Source organism: Shewanella canadensis (assembly GCF_003966225.1).
GTDB classification, from domain to species: Bacteria; Pseudomonadota; Gammaproteobacteria; order Enterobacterales; family Shewanellaceae; genus Shewanella; species Shewanella canadensis.
This window is the reverse complement of record NZ_RXNU01000001.1, coordinates 258839-275382: the sequence shown is the minus strand read 5'-3', so window position 1 is coordinate 275382 and position 16544 is coordinate 258839. Positions and strand designations below refer to the sequence as shown.

Genomic DNA, 16544 nt, shown 5'->3' with positions numbered 1-16544 from the left:
CCCCTCTCGATTCACACCATTCATTAACGATTAGTGGCCTTGTAATCCTCCCACTCACTTATTCTTATCAAAATTTGCTACCTATATGATTTCAGCTTGCGAATGAGCAATATAAGCATATTGTTTAAGATGGCTAGGCAGCTTAACTGGAGAATTTAGTTTATTAAGGCTCAAATAAATGCCACCTGCCAAACCAACCCCTTTCGAAAGCATTTCAAAGCCTTCTAATAACCCCATAGAAATTAGGCTTGATGATATCCATTCAACACCTCCTGTAAATGTTAGTACCTCAGTAGCACATCGCTTAATGGATGGCTGGCGCGATTCTTCAATTAGGCGGTTCACATCACCGATGTCTCTTTCTATCTTTCTAATTTTCCTTCTTAACACCTCATCAGAATCTGCAGACAAAAGTATCGCACTCTTCAAATCGTCCATACTATCTCTAAATTCAAGTAACTCTTCTGACCTCTTTTCCTTAAACTCCAAAACTTCCGAAAGAGGTACTTCAGGTGTAAAGATTTTCATGGCATCTAACAAATGAACCGATATAGCTTCTTCTTTTTTAGATTGTACTGGCTGCAACCCCAACAATTTAATACTTGAAGCCAAACACCAGTTTGTATCTTTATCTTTAGACAGCCCCTTTAATGCACGTGTCTCTAGCTCTCTAAAAAAATCATTGTTAAGGCTTATTGAACCAGAAAAAGTAACTGTTTTATAATCAGCAATTCCTGCATTTATCAAAAAATCAAAGTCAGGACCTAGGCCTGCGAAAATTATATTACTTTGCGGGCAGGATAAACGGTCCCAAAATAGTAAGTATTGCCTTAATGCTTGTTGGTCAACACCACCATTGAGGTCAAAGCTTCCGCCTCTAGCAATAATATCCTGAGTAATCATCAACCCACGCTTCATAACAATACTCCTTAATTTCAGGTGGTTATTAGACTATCCGTTTAATAATATCGGTTCAACTAATATCAAGACAAAGGGTGCTGTTAATTAGTATGTGCATGAATATGTGGGCTTGAGTAAACTTTAGCGACTCCAAATTCCGCCGCAGGTTACGGCCTGCCCCCGTTGGAATAAGGGCTTCGCGGCTAAAGCAGCTCCTACATCATTGGTACTTTGGCTTACAGGGAATGACGAAAGCTTTGGATGACCTATCCATCCCAATATTTTCAACTAGCCATTACAGGCACAACCTTCTGCTTTATAGCATGCTTTAGTTTTGCTTATGCACGAGTCACCACATGCTTTGCCTTTCCTACAAGTTTTGCAGCAATATTTGGCGAATGAGACATCTGAACTCTTTGCTATCAACTCATTAATGAAACTACTTTCTACGTATGTTTTATCAGCAAAAAAATCATTTCCGTCAGATTCTACTATTAGGATTTGATTGCTAGTCTGCTCCTCTGCTGTAGAGCTAAATGTCATCGTGGAAAATAATGATATTAGAACTAATAAACATACATTTAACGCTTTCATCTTATGATTCCCAGTTGGAGTAGAGCTTTAATCGTATGGTATTTCGTTTGTGCAAAACTCAATCAACCTCACAGTTTAAACTAATCGTCAGACATCAATTTAATTACAAAAACAATTAGATGCATACTAATCTCACGTAGATATCAACAAACCACACATATCCAAGCAATCCTCCAGATTCAAATCCTCTCGTTGGAATTTGTCGAAGGGCTTCGCGGCTAAAGCCGCTCCTACAATAAGGCTGTGAATATGTGGGGGCAGAGTAAAATTTAGCTACTCCAAACACCGCCGCAGGTTACAACTACTCCCCGTTGGAAGTTGCCGAAATACGCAGGTGAAAATGCCGTAGAACCATCATGGATGATGGTTCAGGCTCGGGGGGACATGGATGTCCCATCTGAGTCGTTAGGCCATTTTTATCGGAGTATGAGGCCCGGACTCAATGCATGTAACTTCGCCGGGGCGTCATAGGTGGATGCAAGGAGGATAAGGACGAGCAGTCCTCCTTGCCCAGGTGTGGAATGGAATTCCACGACGTTTATCAAGCGCAGCTTGATTAGCTTAAAGCAAAGATAAAAGCTGGTTCCCGGCCTTCGCCGGGATGACGATATGAGGATATCTGATCCCCCAGATACAAAAAGCCCCGACACTGTCACCAATGTCGGGGCTTCCTAGCATTTGGGAGTCAACCAAGGCGACCTAAACCGCCTTGATTAATTTGCGGCGAAGCAGATTACATCATCCTGCACACATAATTTAACCAATTGATACTAAAGGGTTTAAATTCGATTCAGCTTAAAATACCCTTCTTTATACCCTTAATTCTTAGCCGAGGATAAGCATCTAATTAACAAAGCATTATAATGACAGCAAGCCTTAATCTGAAATTGTAAACATTGACTACCTGCTATGGATGTTGGGCATCAGTAAAATCAAAGCGACGCCCCATAACTCACTTGTGGACACAACCTTGTTAGACCTTCTGCTCTAATCTTGTTGCTTCGGATAATGTCTGGTATCTCAAACCACACTCTACCAACCCACGTTAAGCATTCCGCTACGCTCGCAATCGGGAAGAAGCGAGCGCCACTGATACTGCGCTTTTGTACACTTGAACACACTGCCAATGTCCGTTCACGACACAAAACCAACTAAATTTTAGTCACTAAACCCATTCTTGTTTAGAATTATTTCGGAGAGAAAACTGACGTTTTGGATAGATGAGCAGGCAATGAGTCATTGGTGTTGTACAGAGCATCACGGCGGCCGTGGTCGAGGTTTTCAGTACAGCGATACCGCTATCGAAACGGCATTGATGCTCAAAGGTTTGTTCAATTTGCCATTGAGAGCTTTGGAAGGATTTATCAATTCGGTATTCAGTTTGATGAGCGTGCCCATAACCTCTCCAGGCTATAGCAGCATTAGCAAGCGAGCTAAAACGGTGGAAATAAAATATCGAAATCCCAGTAGTGGACCCATAGCTCACTTAGTGGTCGATGCCACATGCCTCAAGGTATAAGGTGAAGGTGAGTGGAAGATGTGCAAGCATGGCAAGGAAAAACGTCGAACCTGACGAAAGCTGCATTTGGCGGTAGATGCCGCGACTCACGAAGTGATAGCTGCCGAAGTTAGCCTGGTCAGTGTGGCAGATAACAAGTGCTGCCAACGCTATTAAACTCACTGCGGCGCAAGATAGATCAAGTCTCTGCGGATGGTGCTTACGATGCCAAAGACTGCCATAAACTGTTAAATCGTAAGGGCTGTAAACCGACGATTCCTCTACGAAAAAATGCACGATGGTCACCCTAGAAATGAGTCTGTAGATGCACTGAAGCGAGGTGAGTTAAAGGAATGGAAGCAAGACAATGACTATCATCAGCGTTAGTTGTCAGAAACTGCCATGTACCGCTATAAACAACTCATCAGTCCCAAGTTAAGCTTAAGAGATTACAACGGGCAGGTCGGCGAAGCATTGGCTGGTGTAAAAGTCATAAACAAAGTCATAGGACTAGGACTAGGTATGCCTATTCGACAGACAGTCAATTAGCACCGAAAAATGAGGGGGAGAAGGCTGGCTGAGGGATGATTTGATCAACAAGGCCAGTGGTAGCGGTTATGCTCAGCTAAAATCGAAAACCAGTTTTTATACTATAATAAATTTGAAATGTGTAAGTTAATGCGTATCTTGCCCCTCATAGATATGATCAACACGAAGGTAATATATGGTAATGCAAAATCAATTTTTTGTTATTTTTATCTTTATGTATTGGTTGTGTCATGGTCTGGCATATGCCTCTGATAATGTACTATTATTAAATTCATATCACCCCCAATATCGATGGACAGACGAGATAACTCGTGGAGTACAAGTTTCGCTTGCCTTAGACATAAAACCAGAAAGTCTTCATGTTGAATATATGGATAAGAGACGCTTTATCGATGATCCTATATATTCTCAAAAGTTGATTGATTTACTTCAGTACAAATATAAACACAATAAACCTGACATAGTTATTACGAGCGATGATGCGGCGTATTATTTTATATTGGAGTTCGGTGAACAATTATTTCCCGGCGTTCCAATTGTTTTTTGTGGAGTGAATGTTTTTGATCCTCAATCAATTTCCAATCGCAATAATATTACGGGCATTGCTGAAGGGATGGACATCCTAGGTAATCTTGAGCTGATAACGAGTCTACATCCAAAGCTTAGAAAAATTATTATGATTGGTGATACTACAGGGCTTGGTTTGCGTATGGTTAATAGTGCCAAATTAATTAAACAAGACTGGCAAAATAAATCGAAAAATCCAGATGTTGCATTAGATATTTGGGATAGTTTTTCACTGGAAGAGTTATTTCAGAAAGTTAATGAATTACCAACAGATACTGCAATTTTGATGTTAGCGGTTCATAAAGATCGACTAGGAAAGTATTTCTCTTTTGAAGAACATTTACCAGTGCTTTCTGCAAAAAGTAAGGTACCAATTTATGGCATGTGGGGCGCATTAATGATTGGTCGGGGTGTTGTTGGGGGGATGATGAATGACCCTTATGAACATGGTTTTAATACGGGGAAAATGGCATTGGAAATTTTGTCTGGTACTCCTATTACTCAACTACAAATTAAAACTTCTGCGGTATATAAACCACGATTTGATTATGCCCAATTACAACGATTTGGTCTTGAAAAAAGTTTACTTCCTAAAAACAGCGTAATATATAACCAGCCTTTTTCTGTTTACCAAAAAAATAAACAATTAATTAATACGGTTGCTCTGGTATTTATCATTTTAGTTTTGTTGATTACATTTCTGGTAAAAAATATTAGTCAAAGGGTGAACGCCCAAAAAGAGCTTTATAAATATAATCAAAAGCTTGACGCCACCGTAAAGAAGCGCACCTTTGAGCTTGAACAGCGTAATGATGAATTGCGAATAATTTCAAAATCTATGAATCAACTAGCTCATACTGATAGTTTAACTGGATTGAATAACCGCAGGGCCGCAGAAAAAAACATTTCTGCTTATCTCAAGCGCTATAACATAACTTTTAAACATTTTTCATTAGCCATATTAGATATTGACCACTTTAAAATGGTTAATGATAACTTTGGTCATCAGATTGGTGACAAAGTATTAGAAGCAATTGCCGAAACTCTTACAATCAGCATTAGACCAAGTGATCGAGTGTATCGTTGGGGAGGGGAGGAGTTTTTAGTTGAGTTGTCTGAAACGCCAATCAGCGATGCAACAAACATTTTGAATCGACTAGCTGCTAATATTAGAAAGGTTAGGGTACATAACGTTGGTGTGATTACTGTAAGTATAGGGGTATCAGAATTTGTTAAGAATGATGACTTTGATTCCATCGTAAAAAGAGCCGATGATGCACTTTATCGAGCTAAAAACAGTGGTCGAGATAAGTTGGAAATTGGCTAGATAATGATTGTTTTTACGCCCAACAGCAGAAGTTAGGTTGTTTACCTCTTCCGTCAATTATTCGCTCATGTAGGTTCTCAGTTCCTTCTCTAGCTTCATCAAACAAACCACTACCAACGGCATTTGATAACCGTTCTAGCTCCTTTGCAATCTGCTCTATGTCCATCAGTGCTCCCATAGTTCAGTCAGATTAAAGTTGATGACCCGTCAACTGAAAATACACATTGTTGCATAAGGAAAAGTAAGTCAACTTTGGGAGTGGAAAAGCTAGTAGAAAATAATCGAAACTCACAATGGGGCAAAAATAAGTTGAGCGAAGCTAAAATCCAAAGTCTCAATTTGGCCATGTGGTAATGACCAAAACTGTTCCAGCAAATAAAAAAGTGATAATGGTGGTTACCATTAACTTGCTACCGTTGCTATACTTTCAGCATCATTAACAAGGATTGTTAAGGGACAGCATGGAACACATAGATCTCGGCCTAATTTTGGCAATTATCGGATTATTATGTATCGCATGTTCGGTTATCTATTACTTATTATCAGGTAATTGAGCTTCAACTGTGGTTGTTGAGTTAGCGACTTCTTCCCACCCTGACTAAACTAACGCGACCCAAACACACCTAACTGGCATCTTCTTCTGATGGCTTTCTAAAGGCGTGCCTGAATTGCTCATTAAGCTCCAACCTAGGGTGTAGGCATTTCTAATACCATATTATTAAAGAGTATCATGAAGTTTGAACAATAATGCGAGATACTCAGATATGCTAATCCAGAGCCTCAAATTGGCATGAGGTAATTTGCCAAAACTGCTCCAGTAAATAAAATTTATGATAATTGTCGTTACCATCAAGTTTAAGTCGATGTTAATGTAAGACCGAACAATTACTCAATTAACACATGGAAGTTATGCAAGTAGAGATATATAACCAAAAAACCTTCGAGTCTGAAACATGCCACATCTCTCAAGCGTTATTCAGCATGATTATCAGAGGCCTACCTATAGGTGAGGTTCCTGTCGTTCGTGAGGTGCTGCGGACTGGCGGCGAATATAGACTAAGAGAGCTCTACATAGTTACACGATCAAAATAATTCATAACAAGACATGCGTGTTATCATGCTTCCCCGCATGCCATCTAACCCAGAAGAAATGTTAGCAGACTGTTTTATATGAACTTATCCAATGTTGGCGCTCGCAAAGCGTGCTGATTTCCTGAAGAAATAACACTGTTTAAAACGCGGAATTCAAGAGAGATGTCTAGAACTGCGATGACAAAAAGTAGGGGGAAACGGACGACAGAGAAAATGTAAAATTAAAGGCTCAAACTTATTTTGGGGCATAGACAATTTAGCTCTCGCACAGCCTCAATAGCTAGGACTGCGGGGAGATGATGTAGGTACTGGAAGCTTACTTATTCCAATGCCTTTTTACCGTCGCTATTCCCACACCTAACGCTTCTGCTACTTTAGACTGCGATAAGCCTTCCGCTTTTTTAGCTTGTACTGAGGCGGTGGTGTTATGAGCTGCTGGTCTACCTAACTTTTTTCCTTCAGCCTTAGCCCTCTCAAGTCCTTCTTTTGTTCGCTCTCGAATACGGTTTCGTTCGAACTCTGCAAAGGCTGAAAACATCTGTAGCATCAATTTGCCTTCAGCACTTGATAGGTCGGCTACGGGTAGATCAAGACAAACAACCTTGATGCCTTTATCTGTAAGTAGGTTGATGGTGTTTTGTACGTCTATGTTATCTCGGCCTAAGCGGTCTAGCTTTAGGACCACCAGCATATCACCACGTTCCATCTGGTGATTGATAAGCATCTTAAACTTCTCACGCTTCATCGCTTCAACAGAACCAGAGATTGTTTCACTGATAGTGCGAGCATGATTCACCTCATAACCTTTTTGCCTGATAGCAATAATTTGATTCTCTGTGGTTTGCTCTGTCGTAGAAACACGACAATAGGAAAAGATACGCATGGGCTATTCACTTTTTTAGAAGGTATCAAGTATTAGGGTATCATATAGTTAAAGTATCAAAAATGGTAGACCCTAACTTTATGATACCGATATTGGGTAAGGGAAGCTGGTATCAATATACGACTGTTTTTTGATACCAGCTAATTAGGTTAGTTGGCTAGACTTTTAGTTTTCGCCATCATTGTTTGAAATTGTTGGAATTGCTTAAATTCCTCTTCCACATCTGAAGAGGTACTTTTTGCTGGTTCTGCTAATTTACGCAATAACTGGGCTTGTTTGTAATCTGGTACATCACCATAACTATAAAAGGTAGTCAGTATGCTTTCATGCCCAAAGTTTTGGCTCCATGCTTTAAACTCTTCAGGCGTCCGACAAAGGTTCTCACCTAGCCTTGTCAAAGTATCACGGAAGCTGTGAGGCTTATAATAAGGCAAACCAGCAGCTTCAAAAGCTTGTTTAAAAATCTTGCGAATTGGATTTGCATTACTCCAATGTTCTTTAAGTAAGCCTACAGCTTCAAATTGCTGATTTTTGTTGTGTGCCAACTTAGTTTTTGGAAACAAAGGATCATTTTGCTTATACCCATGCTCCCTAATCAAATACTCAATCCATTCCGTCAGAATCTTTGATGGCAACTCACCCACAGGCAAAAAGTAAGTAGTAAAGGTTTTACTAAACTTTGTTTTTACCTCTCTTGCATCCTGGTAAAAGCTTTGCTCGGCAATATCAATATGCTTAATCTTGGCAGAAGCAACTGCACCGTCTCTTGCGCCAGTTAGAATAACAAAAGCAAATACAGCTCTATCACGCATTTCAATCGCTGTTGATCCAGGCATAGTTTTTAAGGTTTCCATTAACTGCTCAATCGTTGCGACAGTTTTTTTACGCTTAGCATTGGCAATGCGAGTGTCTTTTTCAGACAAATTAAAATATTCAATGTCGCTATAGTTAATTTTTGCTCGATAGCCTTTTTGCGTTACTAGAAATTGGAAAAAGCCTTTCAAATGTCGAATGGTAGTCAGCACCGTTGCCTTGCTCAATTTATCACCTGTCACCAATGATTTTCTAGAAAGAAGAATCTTCTTAAAAGCGATTGCATGCTTAGCTCTAAACTTCTTAAAGTCGAGGTAATTTGTCGCCTCTTCAAACCGATTAATTGATTTCATTACACCGTCAATCGTTGAGTCATCCAGCTGTTTTGCTTCCTTCAAATACTTTACGTACTCGTACAGAATTCGGGTGTTTTTCGTACTATTATTTTTCATCATTAAATACCTTGCTTAAAGGATAATTTAAGGGCTTTAGCCCTCTCAGAATTAAGTGCTTTTCAGCTATCGGTAATTTCCCCCCTAGCGCCGTCCAAATTTGATTAACATCACGCCAAGAAACATACTTATTTGACCGACAACCACACTCATTACAACGGCCTGTCATATGCGCCATGCCTGCTGGCTTTGCTATGAATTCGACTGAATTGATGCTTGGCACTTTAGGGTCCTTGCATTTGCAACAGTACATCTCATTAAGCTCACATCGATGCAGGTAGGTTTTGCGCTTCTGTTTTAAATACAGCTTCAGGTCAGCACCTTGAATTAGTAAAGGGCGGGTTTCATCAATAACTGGCAAGCCAGCACGAATCCAATTCCGTACAGTTTTCGGGTGAACACCCAAAGTTTCGCTAACTTCAATAACGGTATAACTGCGATGGATTTTGATACGATTAGGATTATTACGGCTACTCATGGTTAGCCGCCTTAGATGCTGCAATGCGCTCATCAAGCCACTGATCGATGTCAGCCTCAAGCCAACCAACAGCACGCTCACCTAAAGAAATCGCCTTGGGGAAAATACCTTTAGACATATGTAGATAAATGGTGCTGGTGGACCAACCTGTTTTGGCTTTAACTTCAGGCAAGCGGATGATTTTGTTAGTCATGTATAAGAACCTCTAAACGTTAATTAATTCGTATTAGAGATTAAGTAGGCGATATGGGCGTTTAAAGCCCTATGAATGAAGAAACCAACCAACTAGTACTTTGATAATATTGAAAAATTTAAAAAGTTTGGGCGTTATAAAAAAACAGCCAATAAAATTACTCTTTTAAAAACAGACAATTAAAGGGGTATTTTGGGCGAAAAAATTCTCGCCCAACTTTATGCTAAATTTTGATGTTTTTTCTAATTGTATCTGCGCTTTTACCTTCAGCGATTGGTAATTTAGCTATTTGTGCTGCTATCCACGTTTTTGGTTTATTAGGGTGCTTCTTTTTTATTTTTTTAGCTTCCCTTTCCCAGTTTTTATATTTGATTTGGGTTTGGGCTTTATTATATTCTTGTTTATAATTATTTTTCGTATTGGCCTTTTGTGCTAGCGGTTTAATCTCCCGAGGCTTACCTTCAAGTGATTGAGTAAACTGATTAATCTCTTGAGTTTTTATGACAAATTGGTAGCTTGGTTTCTCTAATTCAAAGTAGCTGTCACTTTCGGGATACTCGCCATTTTCATATGGAATCAGCGACTCATTCAACGTCATTAACTCATCAAGTACATCAGCACTTAAACAGCCTAAAGCTAAGCTGTTATTACTGTGTTTCAGATCCTGGATACTCAAGCCATTTTCTCTGAGAAATTGTTCTCGCTTAGTTTCTAAAGCTGTGAGGTTGTATTGGTTCCCCTCAAGCTGCAGGCTTGTTTGAATCCTGAAAACAAAATCATCTCGCTTCAAGAAAAAATCATTAATTGCATCAAGAGTCGGCTCTGTCCCACCTACCTCTTTTTGATAAAGCTTGTCAATTTCATAAGACTCTAGCCCTATCATGGGAAGATCCCAGACTCCATCAATGACATGAACCTTTTTATCGAAAGCCAGCCACCGATTTTCACCTACCTGAAGCTCATCATCTAAGTTGATTTGATATTGTTCATCTAGGGCTTCGTTAGTGGCAAGGTTATAATCAACTTGATAAGTATCTGAATCATTGTCTTGAGGGGTGATGTACTGCCCTCCTTTAACATATGCTTGGGTGCTAAGCTTGACTGACATTGTTAATTGCTTCTCTTGCACCAACCAGTAAAGATCTGCTTGCGACACTGGCTCTTCTATAGAGCTTGATAAATACTCAGCAGCTTCTTCAATAGTTAAGTACTCCTTTAATTTAAACAACTTCTTCATTACAAATATTCCCAACTTTCATCAACGGTACTCCGCGTATAGCGTTAACTTTAATTTTCCAAAGCGATCACTATGATGCCCCTTGTTAGTCTATACCTGACAATTCATCCAGATAGTTCGCCCATTCCTGCATTAATTTTGTTCTTTCTGCCAGATAAATAGAACGGTTATAAGCTCTTGATGTAGCGGTTCCTGTCAAATGAGCAAGCTGCACTTCAATCACTTCATGGTTCCAACCTTTTTCATGCAAAATTGTTGATGCTGTGCTTCTAAACCCATGAGCCGACATAACATCTGCTGGGTAGCCCAGCTCACGAAGACGATTAGTTAAGATATTTTTACTCATAGGTTTACTGCTATCCCGTTGATTTGGAAATACCAGTTTTGAGTAACCAGTTACAGCCTTAATCTCTTTCAAATGACTAACCACTTGCTTAGACATCGGGACTAAATGTTCTCGGCTTCGCTTCATCTCTGCGGCGGGGATCCTAATCAAACAATCATCAAAATCGATGTATTCCCATTTAAGGTGTCTGATTTCAGTTGGTCTTAAAAAAATCCTTGGGATCAACTTTAAGGCTTCAATAACGCAGTAGTTGCCAGATTGATTTGTATCAATATCTTTCATCAATTCGGCAAGCTCGTTAGGCTTAACAATTGCTGCTCTATGCTTAACAGGCGGTAAAGGCTTTAATATATCTCTCAGAGGCAAGCCTTGAGCAGGGTTATTCCGTGTGAGCCGATGTGCCAGTGCATAGCCAAATACTCGGTTTATGACTGCCAAAATGTTAGGGGCTTTCTTAGATGTTCCTGCGGCTTCGATAGCAAGCATTAATTCGGTGATATGGCCTGCATCTATCTCTTCAATATGAAGCCCACTGATAGATTCAGAGTCCACCAGCAGCCAACGCTTAATTCTAGATGCATGATCTTCAGACCAAGAATCTCTTTGCTGCTCCCACCACTTCATAGCAATAGTTGAAAACAGCTTATCTTTGGAGGTTGTTTTGGCGCGCTTTCTTTCTCTGCGCTCGTCCATGGGGTTAATACCATGAATTAAGGAAGCTCTTGCTTCTTCTGCCAACCTTCGAGCTTCAGCTAGGGATATAGAGGGGTATTTCCCTAAAGCCATCTCTTGGTACTTACCAGCATGCCTAAACCTAAGCCGCCAGAGCTTTGATCCATTATTTTTAATCAATAAAAACAAGTTATTGCCATCAGACTTCTTAACCTGAGATTGACCGTCAGGGCAGGATATATTTTTGACTTCTTGTGCTGTTAAGGGCATCAACAACTCCTGAGGAGGGGTACAAAATGAAGGGTACAGGGCTTTAACCCCCGACTAATGGGATTAAAAAAATCATGATACCCCTCATTATCACCTAATAAATCTAAGAACCAGTGGAATATTATGGAGACTTATAGGAAGTTAAGTCAACAAAAAAGCCCGTAAACTATGAGCTTACGGGCTTTCTTAGGAAGTGCTAGTATTTGGGCAATACGTTTACATCATACCGCCCATACCACCCATACCGCCCATACCGCCCATATCACCCGCTGGAGCATCGACGGCGACTTCGCCAATCATTGCTTCGGTAGTGATCATAAGACCTGCAATAGACGCTGCGAACTGTAGCGCGCTACGGGTTACTTTAGTTGGGTCAAGGATACCCATCTCAAGCATGTCGCCGTAAGTGTCGTTACCCGCGTTGTAACCGTAGTTACCAGTGCCGTTCTTCACGTTGTTAGCAACAACTGAACCCTCTTCACCGGCGTTAGTCGCGATTTGACGAAGTGGTGCTTCCATAGCGCGAAGTGCGATAACCACACCGTGCTTCTGGTCTTCGTTGATCACTTCAACGTCAGCGATTTTGCTGGCAACACGTACCAGAGCAACACCACCACCGGCAACCACACCCTCTTCAACAGCGGCGCGAGTCGCGTGTAGTGCATCTTCTACGCGAGCTTTCTTCTCTTTCATTTCAACTTCTGTCGCTGCGCCAACCTTGATAACAGCTACGCCGCCAGCAAGTTTAGCCATACGCTCTTGAAGCTTCTCTTTGTCATAATCTGACGTTGATTCTTCAGCTTGGATCTTGATCTGTGCAACACGTGCTTTGATCTGATCTTGCTCACCAGTACCGTCGATGATAGTGGTGTCATCTTTAGTGATGATGACGCGCTTAGCCGTACCCAGATCTTCCAGGGTGGCTTTCTCAAGCTCAAGGCCAATCTCTTCGGCGATAACAGTACCGCCTGTCAAGATAGCGATATCTTGTAGCATAGCCTTACGACGATCACCGAAACCAGGTGCCTTAACGGCGGCCACTTTAACGATACCGCGCATGTTGTTCACAACCAGTGTCGCTAGTGCTTCACCTTCAACGTCTTCGGCAACGATAAGCAGTGGCTTACCTGTTTTAGCCAGACCTTCAAGGATAGGTAGTAGTTCACGGATGTTAGAGATTTTCTTATCAACAAGCAGGATAAATGGACTTTCCAGCTCAACACTGCCAGTCTCTGGCTTGTTGATGAAGTATGGAGACAGGTAACCGCGGTCGAACTGCATACCTTCAACCACATCGAGTTCATTCTCAAGCGCCTGACCTTCTTCTACTGTGATCACGCCCTCTTTACCGACTTTTTCCATCGCTGTTGCGATGATGTCACCGATAGTTTCATCAGAGTTAGCCGAGATAGTACCAACCTGAGCGATAGCGTTAGTATCGCTACACTCTTGAGAAAGTGCCTTTAGCTCGGCAACAGCAGCAATAACTGCCTTGTCGATACCGCGCTTAAGATCCATTGGGTTCATGCCAGCGGCAACGGCTTTAAGGCCTTCGGTAACAATAGACTGAGCAAGAACGGTAGCGGTAGTCGTACCGTCACCGGCAGCATCGTTGGCTTTAGAAGCAACTTCTTTAACCATCTGCGCGCCCATGTTTTCGAACTTGTCTTCAAGTTCGATCTCTTTGGCCACGGTAACACCATCTTTAGTGATAAGTGGAGCACCGAAGCTCTTGTCCAGTACTACGTTACGACCCTTAGGGCCCAGTGTCACTCTAACTGCGTTTGCCAGTACGTTAACGCCCGCAAGCATTTTTACGCGTGCGTCGTTACCAAATAATACTTCTTTAGCTGCCATCTTTTATTGTCCTTTAAATTCTTTTTAAATTACCTATGACTTATCGAAACCATAGGTATTGGAAAAATGTCTAAACGAAGTGATTTAGCTCACTACAGCCATTAGATCAGATTCTGAAAGGATCAGAACTTCTTCACCATCAATTTTTTCTTTCTTCACGCCGTAACCTTCGTTGAAGATAACGATGTCACCCACTTTAACGTCTAGTGGCTGTACAGAACCATTTTCAAGAATTCGGCCATTGCCTACTGCAAGAACTTCACCGCGTGATGACTGCTCGGCTGCACTACCTGTAAGTACGATGCCACCAGCTGACTTTGATTCAACTTCAGAACGTTTAACTATGACACGGTCATGTAATGGACGAATATTCATCTATGGATGCTCCTAATGATTTTTTAGCTCAACAAAGGTTGGCATTTTTATTAAGTTCGACAACAATTTACACTGAAATTATTATCGCTTGATGTTCGATATATGGGGGTCATAGGGCCCAGTTCCAAGGCCTTTACAAAAAAAATGTCATTTTTTTTAACTCCGGTTTATAAAAGCAGACTCAATCCTGATAGAATTGCCCTCCTTCTGTAGACTAGGCAAGACTTCCCCATGAAAGACAGACACGGGCTGCTTACACAGCCAATTGGTCGTGTACTGCTAAATATGAGCCTCCCAAACCTGATTGGTATCTTAACCGTTCTGGGGTTCAGCCTCGTCGACACCTTTTTTATCAGCCAATTAGGTACAGAATCACTGGCTGCGATCAGTTTTACTTTCCCGGTAACCTTAGTTATATCAAGCATAGCCATTGGCATAGGTGCAGGGGTATCGACTAATTTAGGCCGGCTTATCGGCAGCGGACAAGCACCGAAAGCCAAGGTGTTTTTGCATGACTCACTCCTGCTGACCTTCTTTTTAACTGCATTTATCTCCCTGCTTGGCAGCCTGTGTATCGGCCCTTTGTTCACTCTGCTCGGTGCCAATGAAGCCAGCTTGCCTTTGATCTACGATTACATGTTTATCTGGTATCTGGGCGCCCCAATCTTGGTGCTACTCATGGTAGGGAATCAGGGACTACGCGCCACCGGCGATACCCACTCTCCGGCGCAGATCATGATGCTGGCAGCACTGATAAACCTGATTTTAGATCCCTTACTGATCTTCGGGATCGGGCCCTTCCCACGCTTAGAGATCCAAGGCGCGGCGATTGCCAGCGTGATCTCCTGGATCGTTGCCCTGTCGCTGTCGAGTTACCTCTTGATATTCAAGCGCCACCTGGTGGAGTTTGCGGCACTTAACCTGAGCAGGCTAAGGTGTAACTGGAAGCAGTTAGCTCATATCGCTCAGCCTGCGACCTTGATGAATCTGCTAAACCCACTGGCTAATGCCATGATCATGGCCATGCTGGCACGTATCGATCATGGTGCGGTTGCCGCCTTCGGTGCCGGTACAAGGCTGGAGTCGGTACTCTTGATCGTCGTGATGGCGCTCTCTTCTAGCCTGGTGCCCTTTATTGCACAAAACCTGGGAGCCGGTCAGACCGAGCGCGCACGCCAGGCGCTGCTGTTATCGCTAAAGTTTGTGCTGGTATTTCAAACCTTGCTGTACCTGCCGTTATGGTTTTTTGCCGAGCCCATCGCGCATATTTTCAGTAGTGACCCACAAGTCATAGAGTGGTTAACCTTTTACATCTTAATGCTACCGGCCGCCTATGGTCCGCTCGGTATTGTTATTCTGATGGCAACCTCACTCAACGCCTATCACAGACCCATGTGTTCGCTTGTACTCAATGTGTGTCGACTGTTTTTGATCATGCTGCCGTTAGCCGCATTGGGTTCCTATTTAGGTGGAGTGAAAGGCTTGCTATTGGCACTGCCGATCACGAACACCATCATGGGGATCGCCTGCTATATTCTGGCAACTAAGGTCTCTGAACCCGAAAAGAATCCTCAGCACTCTGATTAGAAGAGCCCTCAGCGGCTTGTGAAATAAAGAGCCCTCAGCGGTTCATGCAAAGAAGAGCCCTCAGCGTCTTATAAAATAAAGAGTCGCCTTCAGCGGCTTCTAACTGGATAGGAACACCATGCAGGCTACAAACCAAACTTTCATCGACAGCAATTTCAGTGAAGACGAGCTGCAGGATGCCATATTCGAACGCTGCGAGTTTTACCGCTGTGACTTTAGCCGCGCCGATCTCAGTGATGCCAGCTTCATCAACTGTAAGTTTATCGAGCAGGGTGAAACCCATGCTTGTCGGTTCAACTACGCCACCTTAACCAATGCCAGCTTCAAACACTGCAACCTGAGCATGGCGATTTTCACCGGCGCCAAATGCTTCGGCATCGAGTTGAGAGAGTGCAACCTGCAAGGCGCCGACTTCGGTAGAGCCTGCTTTGCCAATCATATCACTCACAAGACCTTCTTCTGCTCCGCCTATATCACCGCCTGTAATCTGGCCTATGCCAACCTCGAGAGCGCCTTGCTGGAAAAGTGTGAGTTGATGGACAACCGCTGGCATGGCGCCACGCTTATCGGTGCATCGATGAAAGGGTCAGATCTCAGTGGCGGCGAATTTTCAGCATCCCAATGGGGCACCTTCGCGCTCGAGGGCTGTAATCTATGTCGGGTTGAACTGGAGGGGCTGGATCCCCGCAACGTTAAACTCGAGGGAGTCATGATAAACCAATGGCAGCAGGAACAACTGCTTAGCCCATTAGGGATTATCGTCACGCCGGAATAGCCTTGAGCAGTTTGTTAATAAGCAGCCCTGAGCGGTAAAATGTAAGTTTTGAGTTTTAAGCGATAAGCGGTAAACAGCT

General features: G+C 42.3%; 12 protein-coding genes and 1 pseudogene. 4 read left to right on the top strand and 9 right to left on the bottom strand.

What is annotated here, in order from left to right; translation table 11 throughout:
- Positions 1-81: 81 nt before the first annotated feature.
- The gene (locus EKG38_RS01145) at positions 82-918 is read right to left on the bottom strand and encodes a DUF6236 family protein (RefSeq protein WP_126517898.1); all 837 of its coding nucleotides are present in this window, start codon (positions 916-918) and stop codon (positions 82-84) included.
- Positions 919-2671: 1753 nt separating this feature from the next.
- Between EKG38_RS01145 and EKG38_RS01140 the strand changes: the two are divergent.
- Positions 2672-3541 (top strand): annotated as a pseudogene (locus EKG38_RS01140) (IS5 family transposase).
- Positions 3542-3722: 181 nt separating this feature from the next.
- Complete coding sequence (locus EKG38_RS01135; protein ID WP_185826747.1) at positions 3723-5435, top strand: ABC transporter substrate binding protein; 1713 nt, start codon at positions 3723-3725, stop codon at positions 5433-5435.
- Positions 5436-6843: 1408 nt separating this feature from the next.
- On the opposite strand, the gene EKG38_RS01130 is transcribed toward EKG38_RS01135, so the two are convergent.
- From EKG38_RS01130 to EKG38_RS01095, 8 genes are all read right to left on the bottom strand, one after another.
- A complete protein-coding gene (locus EKG38_RS01130; protein ID WP_126517894.1) occupies positions 6844-7410 on the bottom strand; it encodes a recombinase family protein in 567 nt (188 codons plus the stop codon).
- A gap of 149 nt (positions 7411-7559) precedes the next feature.
- On the bottom strand, positions 7560-8678 hold the full coding sequence (locus EKG38_RS01125; protein ID WP_221767742.1) for a tyrosine-type recombinase/integrase: 1119 nt from the start codon (positions 8676-8678) through the stop codon (positions 7560-7562).
- A complete protein-coding gene (locus tag EKG38_RS01120) occupies positions 8665-9153 on the bottom strand; it encodes a helix-turn-helix domain-containing protein (RefSeq protein WP_126517892.1) in 489 nt (162 codons plus the stop codon). The genes EKG38_RS01125 and EKG38_RS01120 overlap by 14 nt, the downstream gene beginning before the upstream one ends.
- Positions 9146-9346 carry a helix-turn-helix transcriptional regulator gene (locus EKG38_RS01115; protein ID WP_126517890.1) on the bottom strand — a complete coding sequence of 67 codons (201 nt, stop codon included), beginning with the start codon at positions 9344-9346 and terminating at the stop codon, positions 9146-9148. Before EKG38_RS01115 ends, EKG38_RS01120 begins: the two co-directional genes overlap by 8 nt.
- A 223-nt stretch (positions 9347-9569) precedes the next feature.
- Positions 9570-10583, bottom strand: coding sequence for a hypothetical protein (locus EKG38_RS01110; RefSeq protein ID WP_126517889.1), 1014 nt, complete (start codon positions 10581-10583; stop codon positions 9570-9572).
- 85 nt (positions 10584-10668) lie between these two features.
- Positions 10669-11871: a tyrosine-type recombinase/integrase gene (locus EKG38_RS01105; RefSeq protein ID WP_126517887.1), complete on the bottom strand. Its 1203-nt coding sequence runs from the start codon at positions 11869-11871 to the stop codon at positions 10669-10671.
- 216 nt (positions 11872-12087) lie between these two features.
- Positions 12088-13728 (bottom strand): chaperonin GroEL, encoded by a 1641-nt coding sequence (gene groL / locus EKG38_RS01100; protein WP_126517885.1) that lies wholly within the window; start codon positions 13726-13728, stop codon positions 12088-12090.
- Between the two features lie 84 nt (positions 13729-13812).
- Positions 13813-14103 (bottom strand): co-chaperone GroES, encoded by a 291-nt coding sequence (locus tag EKG38_RS01095; RefSeq protein WP_012140990.1) that lies wholly within the window; start codon positions 14101-14103, stop codon positions 13813-13815.
- Positions 14104-14334: 231 nt separating this feature from the next.
- On the opposite strand from EKG38_RS01095, the gene EKG38_RS01090 reads away from it, so the two are divergent.
- Complete coding sequence (locus EKG38_RS01090; protein ID WP_126517884.1) at positions 14335-15690, top strand: MATE family efflux transporter; 1356 nt, start codon at positions 14335-14337, stop codon at positions 15688-15690.
- 118 nt (positions 15691-15808) lie between these two features.
- Positions 15809-16465: a Qnr family pentapeptide repeat protein gene (locus EKG38_RS01085; protein ID WP_126517882.1), complete on the top strand. Its 657-nt coding sequence runs from the start codon at positions 15809-15811 to the stop codon at positions 16463-16465.
- Positions 16466-16544: the final 79 nt, after the last annotated feature.

What these genes read in the sequence shown, in the direction of transcription:
- EKG38_RS01135 (WP_185826747.1), top strand. Translation starts at nt 3,723, where the DNA reads ATGCAAAATCAATTTTTTGTTATTTTTATCTTTATGTATTGGTTGTGT.
- EKG38_RS01090 (WP_126517884.1), top strand. Translation starts at nt 14,335, where the DNA reads ATGAAAGACAGACACGGGCTGCTTACACAGCCAATTGGTCGTGTACTG.
- EKG38_RS01145 (WP_126517898.1), bottom strand. Translation starts at nt 918, where the DNA reads ATGAAGCGTGGGTTGATGATTACTCAGGATATTATTGCTAGAGGCGGA.
- EKG38_RS01105 (WP_126517887.1), bottom strand. Translation starts at nt 11,871, where the DNA reads ATGCCCTTAACAGCACAAGAAGTCAAAAATATATCCTGCCCTGACGGT.
- EKG38_RS01125 (WP_221767742.1), bottom strand. Translation starts at nt 8,678, where the DNA reads ATGATGAAAAATAATAGTACGAAAAACACCCGAATTCTGTACGAGTAC.
- EKG38_RS01095 (WP_012140990.1), bottom strand. Translation starts at nt 14,103, where the DNA reads ATGAATATTCGTCCATTACATGACCGTGTCATAGTTAAACGTTCTGAA.
- EKG38_RS01110 (WP_126517889.1), bottom strand. Translation starts at nt 10,583, where the DNA reads ATGAAGAAGTTGTTTAAATTAAAGGAGTACTTAACTATTGAAGAAGCT.
- EKG38_RS01120 (WP_126517892.1), bottom strand. Translation starts at nt 9,153, where the DNA reads ATGAGTAGCCGTAATAATCCTAATCGTATCAAAATCCATCGCAGTTAT.
- EKG38_RS01130 (WP_126517894.1), bottom strand. Translation starts at nt 7,410, where the DNA reads ATGCGTATCTTTTCCTATTGTCGTGTTTCTACGACAGAGCAAACCACA.
- EKG38_RS01085 (WP_126517882.1), top strand. Translation starts at nt 15,809, where the DNA reads ATGCAGGCTACAAACCAAACTTTCATCGACAGCAATTTCAGTGAAGAC.
- EKG38_RS01115 (WP_126517890.1), bottom strand. Translation starts at nt 9,346, where the DNA reads ATGACTAACAAAATCATCCGCTTGCCTGAAGTTAAAGCCAAAACAGGT.
- groL (WP_126517885.1), bottom strand. Translation starts at nt 13,728, where the DNA reads ATGGCAGCTAAAGAAGTATTATTTGGTAACGACGCACGCGTAAAAATG.